At 66.3% G+C, this 22,708-nt stretch carries 15 protein-coding genes; 9 read left to right on the forward strand and 6 right to left on the reverse strand.

What is annotated here, in order from left to right; all coding sequences use genetic code 11:
• Positions 1–293 precede the first annotated feature (293 nt).
• Complete coding sequence (locus HY699_07685; GenBank protein MBI4515680.1) at positions 294–2,699, forward strand: xanthine dehydrogenase family protein molybdopterin-binding subunit; 2,406 nt, start codon at positions 294–296, stop codon at positions 2,697–2,699.
• 88 nt (positions 2,700–2,787) lie between these two features.
• Here HY699_07685 and HY699_07690 read toward each other — a convergent pair whose 3' ends face one another.
• Positions 2,788–3,918: a DUF1214 domain-containing protein gene (locus HY699_07690; GenBank protein MBI4515681.1), complete on the reverse strand. Its 1,131-nt coding sequence runs from the start codon at positions 3,916–3,918 to the stop codon at positions 2,788–2,790.
• Positions 3,919–4,078: 160 nt separating this feature from the next.
• Between HY699_07690 and HY699_07695 the strand changes: the two genes are divergently transcribed.
• The 4 genes from HY699_07695 to HY699_07710 all read left to right on the forward strand — a co-directional run bounded on the left by HY699_07695 (position 4,079) and on the right by HY699_07710 (position 8,381).
• Complete coding sequence (locus HY699_07695; protein MBI4515682.1) at positions 4,079–4,651, forward strand: CDP-alcohol phosphatidyltransferase family protein; 573 nt, start codon at positions 4,079–4,081, stop codon at positions 4,649–4,651.
• Positions 4,648–5,475: an outer membrane lipoprotein-sorting protein gene (locus tag HY699_07700; protein MBI4515683.1), complete on the forward strand. Its 828-nt coding sequence runs from the start codon at positions 4,648–4,650 to the stop codon at positions 5,473–5,475. The genes HY699_07695 and HY699_07700 overlap by 4 nt, the downstream gene beginning before the upstream one ends.
• An 18-nt stretch (positions 5,476–5,493) precedes the next feature.
• A complete protein-coding gene (locus tag HY699_07705) occupies positions 5,494–6,507 on the forward strand; it encodes a hypothetical protein (protein MBI4515684.1) in 1,014 nt (337 codons plus the stop codon).
• A gap of 266 nt (positions 6,508–6,773) precedes the next feature.
• On the forward strand, positions 6,774–8,381 hold the full coding sequence (locus tag HY699_07710) for an NAD(P)/FAD-dependent oxidoreductase (protein MBI4515685.1): 1,608 nt from the start codon (positions 6,774–6,776) through the stop codon (positions 8,379–8,381).
• A 481-nt stretch (positions 8,382–8,862) separates the two neighbouring features.
• On the opposite strand, the gene HY699_07715 is transcribed toward HY699_07710, so the two are convergent.
• A complete protein-coding gene (locus tag HY699_07715) occupies positions 8,863–9,417 on the reverse strand; it encodes a DsbA family protein (protein MBI4515686.1) in 555 nt (184 codons plus the stop codon).
• Positions 9,418–9,632: 215 nt separating this feature from the next.
• Between HY699_07715 and HY699_07720 the strand changes: the two genes are divergently transcribed.
• The 4 genes from HY699_07720 to HY699_07735 all read left to right on the forward strand — a co-directional run bounded on the left by HY699_07720 (position 9,633) and on the right by HY699_07735 (position 15,062).
• Positions 9,633–10,682, forward strand: coding sequence for a CoA ester lyase (locus HY699_07720; GenBank protein ID MBI4515687.1), 1,050 nt, complete (start codon positions 9,633–9,635; stop codon positions 10,680–10,682).
• 148 nt (positions 10,683–10,830) lie between these two features.
• Entirely contained in the window at positions 10,831–11,730 is a 900-nt protein-coding gene (locus HY699_07725; GenBank protein MBI4515688.1) for an outer membrane lipoprotein-sorting protein, read from the forward strand.
• A 42-nt stretch (positions 11,731–11,772) separates the two neighbouring features.
• Entirely contained in the window at positions 11,773–14,337 is a 2,565-nt protein-coding gene (locus tag HY699_07730; protein MBI4515689.1) for an ABC transporter permease, read from the forward strand.
• A gap of 8 nt (positions 14,338–14,345) precedes the next feature.
• Complete coding sequence (locus tag HY699_07735) at positions 14,346–15,062, forward strand: ABC transporter ATP-binding protein (GenBank protein MBI4515690.1); 717 nt, start codon at positions 14,346–14,348, stop codon at positions 15,060–15,062.
• Between the two features lie 83 nt (positions 15,063–15,145).
• Here the strand turns inward: HY699_07735 and HY699_07740 are convergent, their stop codons facing one another.
• From HY699_07740 to HY699_07755, 4 genes are all read right to left on the reverse strand, one after another.
• Positions 15,146–16,396, reverse strand: coding sequence for a CHASE2 domain-containing protein (locus tag HY699_07740; GenBank protein ID MBI4515691.1), 1,251 nt, complete (start codon positions 16,394–16,396; stop codon positions 15,146–15,148).
• A 292-nt stretch (positions 16,397–16,688) separates the two neighbouring features.
• A complete protein-coding gene (locus tag HY699_07745) occupies positions 16,689–17,468 on the reverse strand; it encodes a hypothetical protein (GenBank protein MBI4515692.1) in 780 nt (259 codons plus the stop codon).
• An 82-nt stretch (positions 17,469–17,550) separates the two neighbouring features.
• Positions 17,551–17,772: a type II toxin-antitoxin system MqsA family antitoxin gene (locus tag HY699_07750; GenBank protein MBI4515693.1), complete on the reverse strand. Its 222-nt coding sequence runs from the start codon at positions 17,770–17,772 to the stop codon at positions 17,551–17,553.
• Between the two features lie 657 nt (positions 17,773–18,429).
• On the reverse strand, positions 18,430–22,695 hold the full coding sequence (locus tag HY699_07755) for a right-handed parallel beta-helix repeat-containing protein (GenBank protein ID MBI4515694.1): 4,266 nt from the start codon (positions 22,693–22,695) through the stop codon (positions 18,430–18,432).
• Positions 22,696–22,708 lie beyond the last annotated feature (13 nt).

Consider the following 22,708-nt stretch of genomic DNA (forward strand, 5'->3'; position numbering starts at 1 on the left):
GCGGGAATCCAGTTTGGCGTTTGGCGCTATGGACAAGCAGTTCTGCGTTTACATCCTGGCCAGCAAACGGAACGGCACGCTGTACATTGGGGTGACCTCACAGCTGACAAATTGCGTCCCTTTCGGCCATGGGCCTCGGCCGACAGTACACAGTACTGTCAGACTGGTGAGGATTTGCCCGGTCGGCTGCACGTTACCCACAGATCTGTCGCACACCCCAACCCTATGTGCGAATCGCCGCGGTCTGGCGCTGGTGCGAAACACGGTGTAAGTGGGGCGCAAGGGAGACCGCCATGGACGTTCCGAAGAGAATGGAAGATCTGCCTACGAGCTCGCTGCGTTTCGTGGGGCGCTCGGTGGCACGAGTGGAGGACCGTTCGCTGGTGACCGGGCGCACGGAATTCATCGACAACGTGCGTTTGCCCGGCATGCTGCACTGCGCCATCTTGCGCAGCCCCTACCCGCATGCCCGCATCACGCGCGTTGATACCAGCGCCGCGCAGCAACTGCCCGGCGTCGTGGCGGTGGTGACCGGCGAGGACGCGCTGCGCTGGAGCTTCCCGACCGCTACCGTTCCGGAGGGCTGGGGCACGCACTGCCTGGCCACCGACAAGGTGCGCTACGTCGGCGAGCCGGTCGCGGCGGTGGCGGCGACGAGCCGCTACATCGCCGAGGACGCCGCCGAGCTGATTGCCGTGGACTATGACCAGTTGCCGCCGGTGGTGGACGGACTGCGAGCGCTCCAACCCGACAGCCCGCGGCTGTTCGAGCAACACCGCAACAACATCATGTTCCAGAAGCTCTTCACCTGGGGCGAGGTCGAGCGGGCGTTTCGCGGTGCCGACCACGTCTTCAGCGAGAAGTTCCGCTGGCACCGGGTGGGTGCCAACCCGATGGAGACCTTCGGCGTGATCACGGAGTGGGATCCGGTGGAGGGCAGCGTCACCTGCCGCGGTACGTTCCAGTCGCCCTCCCTCATCGCCGTCGGCCGAGCGGCGGTGCTCGGCTTGCCGCTGAACAAGGTGCGCCTGATCAGCCATCAGCGCGGCGGCAGTTTCGGCGGCAAGATGGGTTTTCGCGGCACCGACATCAGCGCGCTGCTCTCGCGCAAGGCCGGCGGGCGCCCGGTGAAATGGATCGAAGACCGGATGGAGTACCTGGTCGGCGGTAGCGGCCAGGCCTGGGACCGTTTCTATGAGGCGGCGATTGCGGTCAAGAACGACGGCACGATTACCGGCTTCAAGGTCAAGCTGGTGGAGGACCTCGGCGCCACCGGCGAAGGCTTCTCGTCGCTTGGGGCGGTAAAGCCGCTGTCGTGTTTCACCGGCTGTTACACGATTCCGGCGGCGGGCTACGATCTGACTCTGGTGGCGACCAACAAGGTGCCCACCACCGCATATCGCGGCATGGGCCCGCCGCCACACAACTTCGTGCTGGAGCAGCTCATCGACATCGCCGCCCGCGGCATTGGCCTGGACCCGGCGGAGATGCGGCGCCGGAACTTCATCGCCCCGGATCGCTTTCCGTACACAATTCCCAGCGGCAACGAATACGACAGCGGCAACTACGAGGCGGCGCTGGATACGGTGCTGGCGATGGCCGACTACCCGGGGCTGCGCGCCGAGCAGGCCGCCGCCCGGCGCCAGGGGCGATGCGTCGGCATCAGCGTGGTCACCGCGATCGAGCCGGGCGTGTTCGACTGGAACGCTTACGCCGGTGTCGGCATGCCGGGCATCGGTGTGCCCGAGGGCGTCACGGTCAGCATCGATCTGTTCGGCAAGATCGTGGTGCGCGTGGGCTTCACGACCGAGGGGCAGGGGCAGTTCACGCTGGCGTCGCAGCTGGCCGCGGAATATTTCGGCGTGGCTTTGGAAGATGTGCGCGTGGTGGCGCAGGACACGCTTTCGGCACCGCCGCATTTCGGCCCCGGCGGCAGCCGGCTCGGCGTGGCGCTCACCGGCGCGGTGCTCGGTGCCTGCGAGCGGGTCGAGGCGATGCTGATCAAGGCCGCCGCTCACCTGATGCAGGTGCCGCCCGAGAGTGTCGAGTTGATGGACGGGAAACTGCGCGTCCGCGGAGTGCCGGGCGCAGAGATGCCGGTGGCGCAAGTGGCGGCGGTCATGCGCACGCGCGCCGATCTGCTGCCGCCGGGGACGGAGCAGAGCCCCGAGGCCACCTACGTGTGGACCCCACCGGGGCGCACGCCAATCGATGACCAGGGACGCGCCAAGAGCTACCTCACTGCCGCCAATGCCTGTCACGTTGCGTTGGTGGAAGTGGACCCCGAAACCGGGCAGGTCAAGATCCTGAAATACTTCATTGCTGATGACTGTGGTACGCGGCTCAATCCCGCGACGGTGGAAGGTATGACCGACGGCGGCGTGGCCCAGGGCGTCGGCGCCGCGCTGCTCGAAGAGTATGCTTACAACGAAGACGGGCAGCCGCTGACTTCGACGTTCATGGACTACCTGCTGCCGACCATCTTCGAGGCCCCGAGGACCGAGAAAAAGGTGCTGGTCACGCCGTCGCCCTTCACGCCCCTAGGAGCAAAGGGCGCCGGTGAGGGCGCCATCCATACGACGCCAGCCGCCATCCTGTGCGCAATCAGTGATGCGCTAGCACCGCTTGGCGTGGGCGTCACCGAGGTCCCGGCCACGCCGAATCGTCTGTGGCAGCTGATCCGCAGCGCGCCGCGATGAGGAAGAATTCCTCCGCTCGGTATCGCCGCGGGGCCGGCAAGGCCCGCGGCACGCCCAGCCGGCGCAGCTGCCGGCCGCTGCGGCCCAATCACTTGCGGACCTGCGACAGCGGCATGAGGGTGCACTTGCTCTTGGCCGGCTCTACCTCGGGCAGCAAGAAGCGCCAGAAGATCGTGCCCTCGGTGTGGTTCTCGGTGTCGAGCCAGTTGGGCACGCCCGGGTCGCGGTGCGCGATCACGATCCGATAAGAGCCGTCGCGTTCGAGCACCATCTGCTTGCGGTTGAGGGACACGCGCCGATCGCGGTACTCGAACGTCTGCATTTGCCGGCTCCACAGCACGACGTTGGCGAAGGCGCACGGCGGCAGCGTCCCTTCCATTACCAGAGCCTGCTCGGGCTCAACCCGGAAGGGAGCCATGGCATAGAGCACGTCGGCAGCGCCCCAAGAAGCATTGCCGGAGGCGCGGAAGCCGCTTGGCTGCGGCAGCTCGTTCGCGACCTGCGACACGAAAGGAACCGGCAGTGACGACAGATCGAGCAGGTCGATGGTGCCACCGCGAACGAACGCAGTAACGTCCCGGATCCGTCGCGCCATGTCCGCGTCGTTAGCGGGCGGGCGCACCGGCGGCGCGGCTAACGCCTCGATCCTCAGATCGACCCGGAAGTCGGGGTCGTCCGTCACGGTCTGCTCGAACTCGAAGTAGTGCCGAACGATCACCGATGCGGCGTTCGGGGCGAGCGGGATCCAGTTCCCCGAGCGCTCGTCCGGACTGAGGATCAGCTCGTAGCTGCCGTCTGGAGCGATCGTGAGGCTGCGGTCATTGACGTCGGCCAGCAGGGGCTCGGCGGTCATGCCTAGCCTATCTTCGCTGATGCGCCCGTGCACGCTGAAAGAGAAATAGCACTCGCGGCCCCGCTTGCCGCTGATCCGGTACGAGCGGTCGGGCCGGACGCGCGCGAAGTGGTAGGTCGCGTCGGGATTGTCACCCCCGAGCTTGCGGGTGGGAGAGACCATCCTGACGAACTCCGGACGCTCCGGGTCGCCTTCCAGATAGAAATCGGTTGCGGCACTGGTCAGGTGGAGGAGGTAGCGGAAGCTCTCGATGACACCGATTTCGCCTCCGCTCCGATCCGGATCGAGGTACATCTCCGCCGCCTCGCGCAGCGTGTTCACCAGCCCCTGGAAAGCTTCGGCGGATTTGTAAGTGGGTTTGGTCATGGCTACCTCGCGTCTCGGCCAAAAATCTATCGCGTCCGTGCCGACATGTGCAACGCCGGCAATCAACGGCGCACAGTCTTGCGCGCGGGTCCGCTGGATTGCTCGGTTCGGCCCGGTTCAGGCGCTAGGCTCTTGCGCCGGACTCTGCTATGCGCGGCAAGTGATGCTGACCCTGCCGAACTTCCTCACGCTGTTGCGTATTATCGGGATACCGGTGTTCGTGATTTTGCTGACCGGTAGGCATTTCGGCAGCGCTCTGGTTTTGTTCGTGGCGGCCGCGCTCACCGACGCCATCGACGGTGCCGTCGCCCGGATCATGGACTCGCGCTCGGAGTTGGGCGCGGTGCTCGATCCGCTCGCTGACAAGCTGCTCCAGGTCAGTTCCTTCATCGTCCTCACCATGATCGGCGCCATTCCATACTGGTTGCTCGTCATCGTGATCAGCCGCGACGTGATCATCCTGCTCGGCTACGCGGCGATCTACTTCGTGGCCGCTAAGCCGATGGCAGTTGACCCGACCGCTCTCGGGAAAGCCACCACCTTCTTCCAGCTCTTCACCATCGGGTTTGCCGTAACCGGCCTGGCGCGGCCCGACTTGCCGGTGGCGCTCGGCAACCAACTGATTCAGTACTGCACCGGCGCCGCCAGCGCGGCTTCGGGGCTGCACTACGTTTACAGCGGGCTGCTGTACTACCAACGATCGGGTGCGGCGGCGAAGGGAGAGGCGGCATGAGACGCAGCGCGAGCGCCGGGGCGGTGCTGGGGCTCACCCTGGCACTGCTGCTGGCGGCAATCGCCGGCGCCGGCAGCGCCGCGGCGCAGAGCGCCCGGGAGCTGCTCGATCAGGTCAAGGCGCTCAACGGCAGCACGCGCAAGTGGAGCGATCGCACCCAACGGCTCACTCTGCGCATCACTGATCGCCGCGGCAACGAGCGCGTGCGCGACCTCGTCATCTACATGAAGAAATACCCCGAGGACGCCAGCCGCTCGATCGTCTTCTTCGACTCGCCGCCGGAAATCAAAGGCACCGGCTTTCTGCAGTGGGCCAACGCCCACAAGCCCGACGAGCAGTGGCTCTATCTGCCCGAACTCAAGCGCGTCCGCCAAATCGCCGCCGGCAGCAAGCGCGAGAGCTTCGTCGGCACCGACTTCAGTTACGAGGACCTCGCCATCATCAGCCAGATCACCGATTGGAGCGAGGCCGACGCCAGTACCGCACTGCTGCGGCAGGAAGAGATTGACGGAGCGGCCGCGGCCGCCCTCGAGTTCACTCCCACCGGCAAAGACCTCGGTTATGCCCGCGTGCGCATCTGGCTGCGGCTGGCCGACCTGGTCATCCTCAAGTTCGAGTTCGACGACAAGAAAGGCGGCGTGGCCAAGGTGCTTACCGCCAGTGATATCCGCCCGGTCGGCAGCATCCCCACCGCCTTTCGCTTCTTGATGCAGAACGTGCAGAGCGGCAGCCACACCACCGCCGAGTTCAACACCATCACCTATGACAACGGCCTCGCCGACGACGTGTTCACTCAGCGCATGCTCGAACGCGGCGGAGTGTGACCAAGGCGCGGGCCGCCGATGATCAGCGAGATCCAGGCCGCCAGCGCCCGCGCGAATTTCGCGCGCTACCGGCCCGGCCAGCACGGCGGTCACTACGAGAGCTTCTTCGTCCGCGCTAATCACCCGAGCCGGCCGCTGGCCTTCTGGATTCGCTACACCATCTTCAGCCCCGATCGGCGGCCCGAACTGGCAATCGGCGAGCTGTGGGCGGTGGCGTTCGACGGCGAGAGCAGCGAGCACGTCGCGGTCAAGAGCGAGGTGCCGCTCTCCCACTGCCTGTTTGACCGGGATAAGTTCGCCGTACGGATCGCCGGCGCGCTGCTGGAGCCTGGCCGCTTGTCGGGCGGCGCCGCATCCGGCGGCCACACGCTCAGCTGGGATCTGGACTTTGGCGGCGCGACCGAGCCGCTGTTCCTGTTCCCGTTGAAGCTGTACGACACCCGGCTGCCGAAGGCTAAGACGCTGGTGCCGGCACCGCTGGCGGTGTTCAGCGGCACGCTTACGGTTGACGGACGAACACTAGCGGTGGACGACTGGATCGGCAGCCAAAATCACAACTGGGGATCGCAGCACACCGATCACTATGCCTGGGGCCAAGTTGCCGGCTTTGACGACGCACCCGGCGATTTTCTCGAGCTCGGGACCGCGCGCCTCAAGTTCGGCCCGTTCTGGACGCCGTTCATGACCACACTGGTCCTGCGCCACCGCGGACAGGAGATTGCCCTCAACAGTTTGCGCCAGACCCTGCGAGCCCGGGCCTCGTTTGGTTACTTCAGCTGGCAGTTCCACTCCGCCACCGCGGCCGTGGAGGTCGAGGGTAGCATCCACGCGCCGCGCGAAAGCTTCGTTGGGCTGCGCTACCTCAACCCGCCCGGCGGCAGCAAGCACTGCCTGAATAGCAAGCTGGCTGCCTGTGAGCTGCGCCTTACTGACAAGCTAGCCGGCGCAACCGAAGTGCTCCATTGCCGGCAGCGCGCGGCCTTCGAAATCCTCACCGGCGACAGCGATCACGGGGTAGCGATCAGCGCCTGAGCAGCCTCTCGATGGGTGCCGAGCAGGTAGGGAGAGACAGCAGGTGCTCGGTCAGACCGGAGCGGGACGATATTGGCTTCGCGTCGTGATCGGCTCTTTCGAGCTCGCCACCTTTTGTGCTGCCGTGATCGCAGTCACGCTGCGCGGCTTGACCCGACCCCTTGAGATGGCATAGGCACGCAGCGTGCTTTCCTTGTTTATTCACGCCGTCCTCGCGGCGCAAGCGCGCCAGTTGCGCTGGAACGCGGCGCACAAGGGGTGAGCGCATGAGCGCCGTCGAAGACGTCGATGTCGTCGTCGTTGGCGCAGGGCACAACGGTCTGGCCGCCACCGCGATCTTGGCTGCACGTGGGTTGCGCGTGCTGTGTCTGGAGAAGAACGCCTACGCCGGCGGCATGGCGGGGACGCGCGAGATCCTGTCCGGCTGCCGTAACGATGTGGGCGCGAGTCTCTTGTTTCCGCTCGCCCAGGGCGTGGCCGAGGAACTCGAGCTAGCGCGCTACGGTGTCGAGCTCATCGATCTGCCGGTCATGGCGGTGAACCTGAATTCGCGCGACGCCCCGGCGGCGATTTTCTATTCCAACCCGCTGCGTATGGCGCGCTACGTCCTGCGCCACTTCGGCGCGCGCGCGATGCTCGGCTTCGTGCGCCTGCTGGCGTTCTGCCAATACCCCGCGAGCCTGATGGATCGCTTCACGCCGCGCAGTGTGCCACCGAGCTTCGAGGAACTGCTCGCCCAGGCGCCCAGCGAAACCAAGCGGCGACAAATCGAGCTCGCCTTCACCGGCAGTGCGATGGAGCTCATCGATCGCTTTCTGCCCGACGCCCGGCGGCACCGCACGCTGCGGGCGTTGGCGGCGTTCGCCGCGGTGCAGTCCACCTACAAAGGTCCGTTCACGCCCGGCAGCGCGCTCTGCCTGGTTTACACCTTCGCGCACAACCAGGCCGGCGGGCTGATGCGGCGGGTGAAGGGCGGCATGGGCATGCTGTCGGAAGCGCTGTGCCGCTCGGTTGCCGACAAGGGCGGCGAGGTGCGCCTGAGTGCGCCGGTGCAGCGTGTGCTCCTGCAAAACGGCCGGGCAATGGGAATCGAGTTGCGCGACGGTCGCCGCGTGCATGCGCGCGCCGTGCTGTCCAATTTGGACAAGCCGGCGACGTTCTTCGGACTCGTTGGGCGCGAGCACCTCAGCCCCGCGCTCATCGAGCGGATCGAGCGCATCGAGCATCGCGGCGCGTTCGTGCACCTGCTCTTCAAGCTGCGCCGTCTGCCGCGCTTCGGTCCGCCCTTCGAACACCTGAACGCGGACCCGCGCACGCGGTTCAACACCACGCTGGTGCCCGACCCCGAACTGCAGCAGGCGAGCTACCAAGCCTGTGTCCGCGGCGAGGTGCCCGAGCATCCCCCCGCCGGCATGCAGATTCCGACGGTGATGGACCCGAGCCTCGCGCCGGCGGGTTTCCACATTGCCACCACCTACGGCTTTTTCTTCCCGTGCACCGCGCCGAAGGCGGAACGCGGGCACCTGCGCGATGCCATGGCCGAGCGGATTCTCGATCGCCTGAGCGAGTACCTGCCCGATTTGCGCGACTGCATCGTTGAGCACGCTGTCTTCTCATCCGATCATTTTGCCGCGATGCACGGCGCCACCAACGGCGACTTTACGCACGGCCTCATTCATCCCGAGCAAATGATCGGCGGCCGGCTGCTGGTGCCCGGCTCGGCGCACGCCACACCGGTTCCCGGCCTCTACCTCTGCGGCGCGTCGTGTCACCCCGGACCCGGCGTCACGTTCCTGCCCGGTTACGGCGCCGCGTACGAGGTGGCGGAAGCGTTGCAAACCGCTGCGCCGGAGCATTTGCGCGGCGCGGCCTGACACACGGTTCACTTCTCAGGCGCCAGCAATGGCTTTTTGCGGCGCCACGGGAAGCTGAACCCGGTTTTCCGCTTGAACGACATGCTCAGCCTGTGAGGTCCAGCGCTCGCAGTCCTTAGATGAACGCACAACAGATGAACGCACAACTGCAGGGCCACAAAGTCAGGCCAGTAGTAGGGCAGGCTGTGCCTGCCTCCGGGCGCGACAAGAGAGCGGCAGGCACAGCCGGCCCAATCGGACTCCTCCTACTCCAATCTGACTTCACCTCGGCGAGCGAGGTCAAGCTGTACCCGTGCGCGACTATGCGGGGGGTGTGCGACAAATCTGTGGGTAACGTGCAGCCGACCGGGCAAATCCTCACCAGTCTGACAGTACTGTGTACTGTCAGGCCGAGGCCCATGGCCGAAAGGGCGACCATAACACCGAACCACGTTACCCACAGATTTGTCGCGCAGCCCTATGCGGGCAGCGGAGCTAGAGGCTAGCCCGCAGCACTGAGCGTGCGGCTGATCCACCGGCGGTAGAGCTCGAGCGGTTGCGCGCCTAGAACGTGCCCGTCGCTGCCTTCGAGGCGGACGGCCGGAACGCCGCTGATGCCGAGTTGCAGCGCCTCCTTGTACTCGTCCACCGTCGCTTGCAGCAGCGCGGGGTCGGCGGATCGTGCAAAGGCGTCGTCCGGTAGGCCGGCTTCGTACCACAGCGCGCGTAGGGTCTCGGTGTCGGTGATGTCGCGGTTTTCGGCGAAGCAGGCGTGCAGTAACCGCTCGTGCATGCGCGCGAAGGCGTCATCGCCGAGCTGTGCCGCCGCTTTGGCGACCAGATGCGGCGGTAGGCTGTGCGACGGCGGACCGGCGTCGCTCTCCCAGACGCGGAAGGTGCCCCCGTCCGGCTCCTCGCTGGCGCGCAGCCACGAGCGAGTGTAGGCGCGAAACTTCTCGAGCGTGCGGCCGGGATCGGGTTGCGGCCGGAGGAGGAAACTGCGCCACTCGACCCGAACCCGGTCGCCAAACTCCTCCCCGAGGCGACGCAGGCGCACGGCCGCGTTGTAACACCACGGTCAAAGGTAGTCCGAGTAGACGATGAGATGTATCGGCGCCATGCGCACACCCTACCATCCACCTCGCCCGCGCTCCAGCGGCGCGCAGGCCCGGTTGAATACCACCTGAAAGCATGTAGTCTCTGTCGCGTGCGGAAACCGTCGGCAAGGGCAAAGCCTGCCGTCAGCGTAGCGTCCGCATGAGGAGCGAGCCAATGCGCAGCGCGAAAGACTTCTTCAAGCCTCTGGCCATCGGCGCCCCGCTGCCGGTCCGGGACATTCCCTTCCGCCCCTCGCGCATGATCCACTTCTTCGATCCCAGCAACGCCAAGATGGCGGCCAAGCTGCCGGACCTCGCCAAGCAGTGCGACGTGCTGCTCGGCAACCTCGAAGACGCTATCGCCGCCGACAAGAAACTGGAGGCGCGCCGGGGGCTCATCCGCATCGCCAAGGAGATGGCTTTCGGTACCTGCCAGCTGTGGACTCGGGTGAACAGCCTGGACTCGCCCTGGGTGTTGGACGATCTCGTCGAGTTGGTCACCGAGATCGGCGATAAACTAGAAGTGATTATGATCCCCAAGGTGGAGGGAGCCTGGGATATTCACTACGTCGACCGACTGGTGGCCCAGCTCGAGGCCCGGGCGGGGTTGAAGCGGCCGTTGCTGCTGCACGCGCTGCTAGAGACCGCCACCGGCGTCGCCAACGTGGAAGAGATCTGTGGTGCCAGCCCGCGCATGCAGGGGCTGTCGCTCGGCCCCGCCGATCTGGCCGCCTCGCGGCGTATGAAGACCACGCGCGTCGGCGGTGGTCACCCCGGCTACTTGGTGCGTAGTGATCCGGACCCGGCCAATGAAAAGGCGCCGCGGGCCGCGGCCCAGCAAGACCTCTGGCACTACACGCTGGCGCGGATGGTAGATGCGTGCAACGCCCACGGCATCTTGCCCTATTACGGCCCGTTCGGTGACATCAAAGATACGCTGGCCTGTGAAGATCAGTTCCGCAATGCTTTTCTCATGGGCTGTGTCGGCGCCTGGAGCCTGCACCCGGTGCAGATCGAAATCGCCCGCCGGGTTTTCAGCCCGCCGGCGGCCGAGGTGCTCTGGGCCAAGAAGGTCATCGCCGCCATGGGCGACGGCACCGGCGCGGTGATGATCGACGGCAAGATGCAGGACGACGCCACCTTCAAGCAGTGTCAGGTGATGGTAAACCTAGCCAAGGCCCTGGCCCAGGGCGACCCCGAGCTGACAAGAGCTTACGAATTCTAGCGCCGGTAAGGCAGTCATACCCGCGCTCTGGCGGTGGGCGTGCGGGGCGGCGGACAAATCCCCGAGCCGCAGGCCTGCGCGAGGAGCTATAGAGCCTGCGATATCGACCGAAAGGCCCGTTTCAACTCGCTCGCGGTTGTATTCGACGATGCTGTTTGATACCAGGCAACGCCTGATTGCGGCGATAATTGTGATGGTGCGCCTTCGTTATTTTGTGTTTATTTGCACCGCGCTGGCGCTGAACCTGGGAGCTGCACGCGCACAATCCGACGCCTTGACTCTGATCAGCGAGACCTGGACGCGCTACCGCAGCGTCAAGACCGAGCGTGAGGAGAGCGAGATTCTCATCGTCAGCGGGCCGCAGGCCGCCGGCTACTCGCGCGCGGAAACCGAAGCGCTGGTGCGCGAGGCCCGCTCCGGGGTCATTCACAAGCGGGCCGTCCGCCACGTGCTCTACGCCCCCGATCGCCACGACAAAATTCACCTGCTGTTCTCGCTACCGGCCGATGATGCGGGCTTGGGCTTGCTGGTCTGGCGCCAAACCGACAACGCCCAAGACGACATGTGGCTGTTCATGCCCGGCTACCGCGCCGTCAGGCGCATCCCAGTGAGCAGCCAGCAGCGCTTGGCGGGGACTAATCTCCTCTACGAGGACGTGCGCGAGCTGGCCGGCGAGCGCACCGACCGTTACACGTACAAGCTGCTCGCCGGGGAGCAGCTCGACGGTCGGGCGGCCGACGTGGTCGTGGCGACGCCCAAGCCCGGCACCGAGAGCGCTTACAGCAGCCGGAAGATCTGGGTCGATAAGGAGTGGCTGTTCCCGCTGAAGGTGGAATTCTCCGACGCTGCCGGCAAGCTGTGGAAGGTGATGCGCAACACGGAGATTCGCGAGGTCGCCCCCGGGGCGCGGCGCGCCGATCTGGCCGAGATGCGCGATTTGCAGGCCAATGAATGCACCCTGCTGCTGATAACCAAGCGCAGCGTCGGCCGCGACATTCCGGCGCAGGTGTTTACCGAGGACTACTTGGTGCATCCCGGCGCCGATTGACCGGCCGCCGGACTCTTGCTCGTACAGATAGAGGCATCGCTAGTGATCGCCGACAGCTTTCGTATGCCGCGCCGCTTCTTGCGCGGCCACTATGCTCGCCTGACGCTGACGGTCATCGCCCTCGGCTGCGGCGTGGCGCAAGTCACAGCCGATGACCTTGCCGGTCGCGAGACGCTGCGCGCCTTCGTCGAGATCATCGATACCGTCGCCGGGCGCGCCGCCCTGCAAGTGAGCGCCGGCGAAGGTGCGCTTTTTTCCGAGGATGTGGCCAAGACCATTGCCGCCGTGCCCGGCGTCGAGCTTGTCGTCCCGGTGGTGAGCAGCACGGCGTTCACCGCCGACGGCAGCGGCGAGTTGCTCACCGTCCAGGGGATGGACATTGCCAACAAGCAAGCCACCGCGGTTTACGAGTTGCGCGACGAGGAGCGCGGCCTGGATGATCCGAAGCTGTTCCTCGCTGACGCCATCGTCATCCCGCGCGCCTTTGCCGATCGCCGCGGCTTGAAGCTCGGCGATGCCTTGACCATCGATACGCCCCGCGGCCAGCAGCGTGTCACCGTGCGCGGCACGCTCGATCCGCGCGGCCTGGCGCGGGTGTACGGCGGCAATTTGATGTTGATGGACTTGGGCAACGCGCAGGACATGTTCGGGCGCGCCGGGTTCATCAACCGCGCCGACGTCGTGGTTGCGCGCGACGGCGACGTGCAGCGCGTTGCCGATGCCATCACCGCCGTGCTCCCGCCCGGGCTGCACGTGACGCGGCCGAGCCAACGCAAGGCCGACCTGCAAAGCGTCATGCGGGCCTTTCAGGTCCTGCTCTGGGCTTTGGGTCTGCTCGGGCTGGTGGGTTCGTTCCTGATCGCATTCAACAGCTTGGCGACGTTGTTTGAAGGCCGCGCCTGGCAGCTGGGCGTGCTGCGCGCCATCGGCGTGCGCCCGCGTGTAATGTGGCAGGAGCTGCTGAAGGAGAGCGCACTGCTCGGGGCCGCCGGCGTGATCGTCGGCATTCCGCTGGGCATCGGCTTGGCGCGCGTGCTCCTGCCCATGATCACCACTGCCGCTGCGCTTAACTCTAAGGTCGCCACCCCGACGGTGCAGCTGGCGCTGCATGGCGCCTCGCTCGCGCTCGCCGCCGGTCTCGGTCTCAGCGCCGCGCTAATGGCTGCGGCGCTGCCGGCTTGGCGGGCCACGCGCATGGGCATGGCGCAGACGATGCGCGGGCGCGGCGTTGAGCAACAAGGTGTGAGCAAGGGAGCGAGCTGGGTGATTCGGGGCCTGGTGGCGGCGGCCATCGCTGCCGCCGTGTCGCTGCAATCGCTGACCGGCCTGCCGTGGTGGGGGCTGGCGGGCACCGGCTTGATCGCGGTCGGCACGGCCTTGGCCGCGCGGCCGTTACTCGACCTGATTCGGCGCCCGCTGTTGACCGGCTTTCGCTTGCTGACGGGGCCGACCGGCGAGTTGGCGATCAAGAACCTGACCCAGAACCCGCGCCGCGCGGGACTGACCGTGGCCATGCTCGGGGTCGGGCTCGGTTGTGTCTTCTGGCTGTGGATGGTGGCCCACAGCTTCCAAGCCTCGGTGGTCGACGCCGTCAGCGGCGCCATGCGTGCCGATCTGGTGGTCAGCTCTTCGCACATTGAATCCGGGTTTTTGGAAGCACCGGTGGCCGATGATCTCGTCGACGAACTCAAGCAAGTGCCCGGGGCCAGCGCCGTCGTCGGCGAGCGCGGGGCGGATTGGCAGTTCGGCGGTGGGCCGATCACCATCGATGCTTACGACCCGGCCTATTTCACCAGTCCGGAATTCGGCCAGTGGCCGCTGACCGGCCGCGGCCTGCCCAACCTGTGGCAGGCAGTAGCCAGCGGTGAGGCCGCCGTCGTCTCGAGCAATTTTGCCCGCAATCTCAACGTCAAGGTCGGCGACACCATCACGTTCGACACCCCCAACGGCCGGCTGGCGTTGCCGGTGGCCGGGGTGGTGACGCATTTCGCCTCGCCGCGGGGTACCGTCGAGATGAGCCGGGATCTTTACAAGCGCTATTGGGGCGACACCAAGGTTACGCGCGTGTTTGTGCGCACCGCTCCGCAGGCCGACACCGCCGCCGTCCGCGCCGCTATCGCGCAGCGGCTGGGGCGCAAGTACAACTTGCGAATTCTTTCGGCCGCCGAGATTGTCGAGTACTTCGCCTCGCAGGTGCGCCGGGGTTTCGCCGGCGTCTACATCTTGGCAGCGATGGTGCTGTCGGTGGTCATGGTCGGCATGGCGGATACGCTGGCGGCGGGCGTCATTGAACGTACGCGCGAGATCGGAGCCATTCGCGTCGTCGGCGTGCGGCGCGGATCGGTGCGGCGCATGGTGCTGGTGGAGGGAGTGGTGCTGGGCGCCGCCGGGCTGGCGCTGGCCATTGTCGCGGGCTTCGCCCTGGGTAAGCTCTGGGTGGATGCCACCTTTCCGGCGCTGCTCGGTTGGGTGCTCGAAGCCCACGTTCCTTATGTACAGGCGGGCTGGGTCGCGCTGTTGACCCTGGCCGTCTGTGTGCTCGCGGCCTCCGGCCCGGCGCGCCGGGCGGCGGCGCTTGAACCGGCGGTGGCGCTGCGATACGAGTAAACGCTCGCATGCCTAACTCAGCCGCGCTGTTCGTCGATCGAGTCCACAAACGCTATGGCAGCGGTCAGAATGCGGTTGACGCATTGAGCGACGTGAGCCTGCGGGTGGAGCCCGAAGAATACGTGGCGATCATGGGTCCGAGCGGATGCGGCAAGAGCACGCTGCTCAACCTCATCGCCGGCATCGACACGCCCACCAGCGGGCGCGTCTGGGTTGCCGGCCAAGACTTGGCGCAGATGTCGGACGACGCGCGCAGCGATCTGCGCCTGCGGCATATCGGGTTTGTGTTCCAGAGCTTCAATCTGTTTCCCACCTTCACTGCGGAGGAGAATGTCACCTGGCCGCTGGAGTTTCTCGGCGTCCATTGGCGTGAAGCCCGCAAGCGCGCCGACGCGGCGCTGGCGGAGGTCGGCCTGCCTGACAACGCGCGCCAGCGCCGGCCGGCCGGCCTCTCGGGCGGGGAGCAGCAACGCGTCGCCATCGCGCGCGCGCTGGTGACCAAGCCGCGCCTGCTCGTCGCCGATGAGCCGACCGGCAACCTCGACTCACGCACCGGTCAATCCATTCTCGACCTGATACAGTTTCTCAATCGCGAAGAGCACCTCAGCATCGTCCTGGTAACCCACAGCCCGGCGGCCGCCGCCTGCGGCCACCGCCTCCTCGAGCTCAGCGACGGGCGCATCCTGCGCGAGAGCTACCCGAGGGCGGCTGCCGCCGGCGGCTGACCGGGTTTAGTCTTGTCGTACGAAGCTTTTCTCCGCCCGCCCTGAGGGCGCGCAGCGCCCATGGCGGCCGTGCGCATCGCGGCCTAGGAGCGAACCCTTAGTCCTGCGCCTAGGGTTCGCTCAGAACTCCCATCGTCGTGCGCGGCCGTCTCGGCGTCCTGCTGCCGCGATTCGGCACGCGCCTGCAGCAGTTGCAGCTCGCGCCGCAGGGCGCGGTTCTCGGTGGTGAGTTCGAAGCGCTGATGCAGTCGCACGGCAAAGAACGAGGGCAGGAAGTTGATGAACATGACGCCGGCCCCGAACGCAAGCGATGACAACAGGAGCGTGAGCGGCGCCAGCGCGACGACCGTGAGGATGTAACCGACGAGCGGACTGAAGCGCAGCATCAGCCAGCCGCCGCCGACCCCGACCGCGGTCTCCAGCACAAAGGCTAGCCAGCGGGGTGGCTCGCGCGGCGCGTCGTGCCGTAGCCACGCATCGACGGCCTCCGCCCAGATTTGCACCGCCGCGATCCGTCCGATCGGGGTCCAGTGGTAATCGCGCCCAGCCTCGTGGGTGCCGCCGACGATCACGGTCTTGCCGGTCAGGAGCGTAGCGTCCCTTGGGCCGCCGGCGGGCGCCAACAGATCGCCGGCGCTGATGGCGTGCGCCGTGATCGGCGCGGAGGCGTCGAGTGCGAAGGCGCCGGTGTAGCGGATCAGCACGGATTCGTGCTGGCCCTGAGGCGCGTGTGCCGGCGCCGCGGCGCGGGCTTCCACCACGGCGCCCAGCAGGGTAGGGGTCGCCGCGTGCGCCCCGTTGCCCACGACGGCCAGCGGCATGCGGCGAATCGAACCCTCCTCGACATGCATTGTCGGCGACGCCCACCACACGCGCGGCGGCGTCGCCTGATCGGCGGAACGCAGCACTTCCCACGCGGCCTGCACTTCGGCATCGATTCCGGGCAGGTTTACCTCCGCGCGGTCCGGTTCGATGAGTACCCATTGCGTCGATTCGTGGGCGGCGAGACTCGCGAGCGACTGATACAGGCGCTGGCGCGCCGCCGCGCGATCGGCGGACTCGTGGGGCACCGGCTGGAGCAAAATATCGAGCGCCACCACTGCCGGCCGATGCTGAGCGAGGCGCTCGACGAGCCGGCGGAGCGTGTCCGGATGCAGCGGGCTGATGCTGCCGAAGAGATCCGGACGGGCGAAGTCGGCATCGGTGACCGCGACTGCGACCACCTGCGCCGAGGGGCTGGGCCGGAAGATCATTCCCATCGCGTCCAGCCATTTGGCCTCCAGACTTTCGAAGTACCCGACACCATGCAGCACGGTGACGAGTGCCGACACCACGGCCGAGGTGATCGTGATCCGCAGCAGCGCCCGGGGCGTATTACCGTGAGTGTGATCCATGAACGAATCAGCTAGTGTCCTGGGTGTCCCGGCAAGTTTTACCCCTTAAGGGTCCACCTTGTCAGACGCGGGGGCAATCGCTCTGCTCGAAAAAAAGGGGGCAAGCAGTAACCGTAGGGCCGGCTGTGCCGGCCATTCTCCGCGAAGCGCGGCGCACGAAGAACGGCCGGCACAGCCAGCCCTACCGGGGTTGGCGGCGGTGAAACGCAGATTCGGCCCAGCTCACCAGCGGTCAGTTGAGAAGGCATCCGTCACCAGCGGCAAGCAGCTCCGCGCCGACGTCGCGGTACTGGTCGGGGAAGATCGACTTCGCCTTGTTGCGGTAGTGGGCGCGCTTGGTGGCCGCTTGCTGGGAGGACAGAATCTCGAACGTGGCGCGGCCGAGTGTCTTGCCATCTCCGCCGCGGATCTCCCAGCGGTACCTGCCGGGCCTTCTCGCCAACTCCTCCGGCCAGCGCAACGGGTTAGATGGTTTGTCGAGTTGATAGCGGGTGGGGGCCGCCGCGCCTTCCGGGCCGTTCAGCCGGAACGACTCCGCAGCGACTGTGCCATCCCACCGAAACATGATGGCGGCGCTGGCCGCGAAGCTGACGCTATCGGGCCAGACCGCAGCGCCGGAGCCCACGCCTTCGCGTGTAACGCCGGACACCGTTTGCGGCTGCCCGCGCCTCACTTTGTCGAGCGCGGCTCGCAGCCGTTGCAACAGGCTAGGCTCAGTTTCACACGCGGAGCGGCGCATGACGAAGGTACTGCCCGCCGCCAATTCGTGCTGTCCGCCGCAAACGATGTCGGCGACGACGACCTTGCCGGTTTCCACCACGATCTGGTCGCCCGCGCTCAAGCCAACGAACGGCTCGGCCTGCCGCCGTTCGGCGTCTGAGATCACGTACGCCGTCCCCTCCACTGAGCGTAGAAGGCCCACCGGCGCCGCGGCATTTTCCGGTTCCGCGACGGCCAGCACCGGCAGGAGCAGGCTTGCAGCCGCCACCGATCGCCATCGATTCGAGCACATCGCCACCTCCTTTCGTGGTTTCCAATGGGACACGCCATGGTTCCGCACGCCGCGTGTTGGATGCCCCTGCCTCATCGGCACGTCATGCCGCAAAAGGAATGATTTCGAGTTCGGCCGAAGCGTCTGCGTCCGCGAGAATCTCTTCCACGCGTTGATAGACTGGGTCCTCTATCGAGTACTGACCGCAGTTGTCGCATTGGAGCACCGGAAGGTTCTTCAAGATGACAATACTATGTTGGGAGACCTTGAACGGAAGGTCGCTCCGAATGGGCCGCAGTGACGATCCGCACGTCATGCATTTCATGGCCTTCTTCTCCTTGTCTTCATGTCGGCTTTCCATTCTTCGCTGCTAGGCCGATAGGCGGTAACCACCCGGACGTTTCGCTCACCGAGATCGGTTCCGAACAATACGTGAACGCCTCACCCTCCTGCCAAGCTAGGATCAGGTAGCTGGGCAGGTACTTGTCATCGGGATACGACTCAACGACTTCATAGGTTTCGGTTGCTGCAACGATGACTGACCGTCCGATTGCACGCTTTTCAAGTCGCCGGCCGACGTGGTACGTCCACACCATCCGCCCTTCCCGCACGCGAGACCGGATGAATCCCAACGGGTCATTTGGGAGTTCCCGATCCGCAGTTCCCATGTTCTCCCATACAGCGTTCCGTGCGGCGGGTCTACAGATTTTCGGCGGTAGTCATGAAGCGGGTTGACCCGCGGGCCATGAAGTCCGCCGGTCGGCCCAGAGTGGCGAAGTTGCCCTGGGCGCCGATGTGGTCATCGGCAGATTTAAGCTCCGGCCTCAAACGGCCGCTGTGCGGGAAATCCGCCCTGGCGAGCGGGGCGGTGTGAGGCGCCGATCCTGCGCCGCAGCTGTGCCATTCTTCACACGCGCAGAACCGGGCGAACATACTTGGGTTCGTCACCCTTGGGCAGAGGGTCAGGGCTGGTCAGGGTGATCTATTCTCTGAGCAGCATGTTGGCGGGCCGCGGCGGTGCGGACGCATCCGCACCGCTGAATCCCGGCGGCACCCAGGTGCCGTTGGCGCAAGCGTCGATGTCGGGGGCGTCAGCGATCGGACCCGTCGCGAACGGCGTGAAGTCGACGCAGCCACGCGTGCCGTCGTCAAAGCAATCGTAAATGAGGTCGCCGATGGCGTTGAAGTCGGTCGTGCCCCACCAGTTGTTCTCGGCAATAAGCGCCGGCGACGCACTGTCGAGACGGTTTTCGAAGACTTGACCGGTGCCACCCGTAAGGTTGTTCATGGCGAAACTCGTTGGTTGAACCTGAACGCTCACCGGTGATGCGTGGGCGGCGACGGTGTTGCGCTCGAACTGGAGTGTGGCCCCGGGGACCACAATCAACGGGCTTCCGTTGCGTGAGATACAGCTTCCCGTGACCACACACGGGCCGTGGCAATAGACGCCGGCGTTCCCGTTCTCGCTGATGGTGCTGTCCGCGATGCGTACCGCGTTATCCGCGTAGATTCCCACGTATTCGTTCGCGAATAACGTGGCCCCCACGACGAGTACGCTCGCTGCAGCGTCGAGCCCGGAGACGAAGATGCCCGCGCCCGAAATCGATGTAACCTCGACGTTGGCGATTCGGACCGTTGCGACGCCAAGTGTACCGGTTATCCCAATCCCTCCAGTGATGCTCCCTCCGGTAGCGTTTCCGCTGCGGACGGTGACGAAGCGGAAATGCGGCGCGGCGGAAATCAGCGCAACAATTCCGGTCCCCACCGAGTCCCTCGCATACTCCACCGTGCAGTACTCCATGATCGAGCCGCTGATGTAGTTTCCGTCGCCGTCGAACGTCGCGTCGGTGGCGGTGTCCTTGAAGCGAATCCCATCCCAGTCGCCCGCTGCCTTGGGAAAATTGTTCGACGTGAACAGAATCCGCTGCTCCGCCGTGCCGCGGGCGAGCAGGGTGCCGTTAATCTCCAAGAAACGGTTGGCGTTGAAGCGCACTTCGACGCCTGCTTCGATAGTGAGCGTCGGAGTCTGCTGGCCCTGCGGGCACAACGCGCCGCCGACGATGACGCTGCTGGTCGCGATGAGCGGGCTGTCGGCGAAGCGCCAGGTCGTATCGCTGCAGATCAATCCGCCGAGGGTCTTCGGGGTCGCTGTCCGCGTAGGCGCGGGCGTGACGGATGCCGTCGGGGTCCAGGTTCCGGTAGCAGGCGTCGCCGTCCGCGTTAGCGTCGGCGTCGCAGTGACGGCAACGGTCCCGGTGGAAGTGGCGGTCGGTGTTGCGGCGGGGGTTGCCGAGCGCGTGTCAGTCGGAACCAGGGTCGCCGTACGGCTCGGTGTGACCGATCGCGACGGCGTTAACGGCTGGGTGGAGCTGGGCGTCGCGGTCGCGACTCCACCGCCGATCGTGATCGTGTTGTCCGCGGCACGGGCGTTGTTACTTTCGTTCGCCTCGGCCACTTGATTGATCAGATCGACGATCGCCCCGAGAGAGTACGTGCCTGCCGGCAGATTGCTCGGCACGCCGATCGGACCGCTGCACGTAACTTCGCCGTGTGCCGCCAGGCGAGAGAACACGCAGCCGAAGCCGGAGCGCACGTCGCTCGGCGTGATCGTCTCGTCGGTCGAGAAGACGAACTCGACTTCGAATGCACCGGCATCGCTGAGCCCTCGGTTCTCGACCGTTGCCGACACCTCGATTGGCTCGCTGGCCGTGCCGGTGAGCGGACTGATCACTTCGGTCACCACCAAATCGGGTGGGCCGGCGCCGGGCTCCGGTGTCGGTGTCGGCGTCGGCGGTGTTTGGCTCAAATCAATCGTCAGAGTGAAAGTCCCGCGCTCGCGGCGGTAACCGTCGACAACGATCACCACGGTCTCATTCGCATCGAGCGGCACGATCACTTGCGACTCCAAGCTGCCGCCGCTCTGGTCGTCGTTGCATGCCAGCTCGGCGCCGCCGCAGGTATCGCGGCGCACGTACAGCACGGTGTCGAACGACGCGCTATTCGTGCTGATCGTGTAGAAGCCCGCCGCTGGCGCGGCGTAGCGGAAGGCGAAGTCGGGAGCCTGATTGCCGCCACCGCCGCACGTGGCCCCACCCGCCGCGTTGACGGCATCGCGCGCGGTCGAGCCGTTGCGCGACAGGGGGAAGGTACTGCCGAGCGGAAAGGGAGCACATTGTCCGGTGGGCGGGAGGGACGGAGTGGGCGGGGGCGGTGCCGCGCACTGCCGCAGGGACGGCGCGTCGCAGGCGGTCAGCGACTTGTCGGTCAGCGTGTCGCCGTTGAAGTCGAACTGGACACCGCGCGCCGCGGTGTACTCGATGCGATTGGGCGGAATCGAATTGGCCTGAATGACGCCGGCCAGCACCGGCTGCGCGCCGCTACAGCCGTCGGCGTTGCTGCGATCCGAATCGAGCGCGAAGCCGGCAGAGCCGATACCGAACGGCGCCAACAGCGGCGTGTCGTAGGCGAGAATCAGCGTGGAGCCGGCCGCCCCGTGGAGCGCTGACGGTGCGCCGGGCAACGTGAACCCGTCGGCCGGCGCCGGACTGCATTGCGGCACTTCGGTGGTCGGCGCCAGGGTTCCAAAACCGTAGGTGGCGCCGCCAGCGAAGCCGCTGCACGCGCCCGCGGCAACCGAGAGCGGGTCAGCCAGCGTCGCGGCGGGGATGTTGGGCGACGCCGCGCTGAGCTTGGTTCCGCCGATGCTGTAGGTTGTGCAGTTCGCGCCGCCGGCACAGGTACAATCGATCGTACAGTCGGGTCCGATGCACACCGTGCCGTTGCCGCCCGCGCCATTGGCGTTGAAGCACGGCGGGCTCGCGTCGGCGATCAGCGGCGACTTGAACACGCGATCGAGCGGAAAGGCCGCGCCCGACTCGGTTGCGACGAACGCCTGCGCGCGCCGCAGCTTGAAGCAGCCGCCGAGATCCGGCGAAAACGAGCCCACCACCGTCGTGAGTCGAATATCCTCCGCACCGATCACCGTATCGCCGCCGCTGTCGGGCGCGAGCGTGTTCTGCAGCACCTGGTAGACTTGGCCGTTGGCGGCGCGGAACTTCAATTCCCGATAGCGCGCGCTGGTGTCGGCGGCGGATTGGCCGCTCAGGCGATGCGGTATCGAGTTGGTAGCTTCCGGCATGGTGGAGCGCGATCTCCGAGCGCGCTCGGCGGGGAGGTTGGAGCCGACGCTCCCGGCCCCAGCGTGCCCGGAGGTCACGCTCCACCAGTCCGCGGCGCCAGCCCTCAGCAGTCTGGAGCGCATCACTTCGAGCGAGCCGCCGGCGGGGCAGGTATCGCCGGGATCCAGAGCGATCGGCACCTTGGTGTCGAAGACGACATCGCCGAAGCAATCGACGCTGGTGCGGCCGTTGAGCATGAAGCCGGCGGCGGTCTTCATCACGCGGAAGGCGGTTTCGAACCGATGCGCGAAGCGTTCGCCGGTGGCGCGGTTCTCGATCGCGAGGTCGCCGGCGAGCGTGGTTTCGAGATCGCCGGAGGAGCCCATCGGCTGCTGCACGGTGGTCAGATCCTCCGAGCGCAGCACGGCGTCCTGCAATCCGGGCGGGCACTCCGCCGTCCGCGTGCAGGTGAACGACGCGGCGTAGTGACTGAAGCGCTGCGTGACGGTGACGGAGTCTGGGATGACGCCGGTGTCGCAGAACGCGGCGTCGGCGATGGTGCGAGTGCGCACCCCGTTCTGAGTCATGACGGTGCCGGTCTCGGCATCGGTCTCGTCGCAGTTGGTCAGCGCTTCTTCGAGGACGCTGTTACTGCCTTCGCAGCGGCAGGTGGTGTGACGCTCGCCGCCGTTCTGGCAGGCCACCCTCTCGCTGCTGCCACAGCCGGCCGCCGCGCCCGCGTGTTCGTTGCGGAAGCGCCGGATGCGTCGATTGCCGACGAGGCCGAAGTCGATGACATCGGTGGCGCCGATGAGATTCGGCGCGTCGCGCGACGCCGCTGGGACGGTGTCGGTGTCGTCGATCACGTCCGGGCAGCCTTCGAGTGCATAGCTGACAGCTCGGACGAGTTCGTCAACGGTAACGTCACCGCTGTTGTCGGCGTCGAAGAGCGGCCCAGCGGTAAGCGGCAGCAGCCCGAGGGTGATGTTCACGCCGACGACGAGTTCGTCGACGGTGACCGCGCCGCTGCCGTCGAGGTCGCCGGTGCAATGAGTCTGGGCGCGCAGCGGGGCGACGCCGAACGTAACGATCGAGAGCGCTGCAATGGCGGAAACGATCAATGCACGCACCGGCAGGCGATCC

The organism is Deltaproteobacteria bacterium, from assembly GCA_016210005.1.
Taxonomy (GTDB): domain Bacteria; phylum Desulfobacterota; class Binatia; order HRBIN30; family JACQVA1; genus JACQVA1.

Excerpts from the sequence above, each read along its gene's own strand:
- HY699_07725 (MBI4515688.1), top strand. The coding sequence starts at position 10,831 with ATGCTGTTTGATACCAGGCAACGCCTGATTGCGGCGATAATTGTGATG.
- HY699_07705 (MBI4515684.1), top strand. The coding sequence starts at position 5,494 with ATGATCAGCGAGATCCAGGCCGCCAGCGCCCGCGCGAATTTCGCGCGC.
- HY699_07735 (MBI4515690.1), top strand. The coding sequence starts at position 14,346 with ATGCCTAACTCAGCCGCGCTGTTCGTCGATCGAGTCCACAAACGCTAT.
- HY699_07690 (MBI4515681.1), bottom strand. The coding sequence starts at position 3,918 with ATGACCAAACCCACTTACAAATCCGCCGAAGCTTTCCAGGGGCTGGTG.
- HY699_07710 (MBI4515685.1), top strand. The coding sequence starts at position 6,774 with ATGAGCGCCGTCGAAGACGTCGATGTCGTCGTCGTTGGCGCAGGGCAC.
- HY699_07750 (MBI4515693.1), bottom strand. The coding sequence starts at position 17,772 with ATGAAATGCATGACGTGCGGATCGTCACTGCGGCCCATTCGGAGCGAC.
- HY699_07745 (MBI4515692.1), bottom strand. The coding sequence starts at position 17,468 with ATGTGCTCGAATCGATGGCGATCGGTGGCGGCTGCAAGCCTGCTCCTG.
- HY699_07700 (MBI4515683.1), top strand. The coding sequence starts at position 4,648 with ATGAGACGCAGCGCGAGCGCCGGGGCGGTGCTGGGGCTCACCCTGGCA.
- HY699_07720 (MBI4515687.1), top strand. The coding sequence starts at position 9,633 with ATGCGCAGCGCGAAAGACTTCTTCAAGCCTCTGGCCATCGGCGCCCCG.
- HY699_07685 (MBI4515680.1), top strand. The coding sequence starts at position 294 with ATGGACGTTCCGAAGAGAATGGAAGATCTGCCTACGAGCTCGCTGCGT.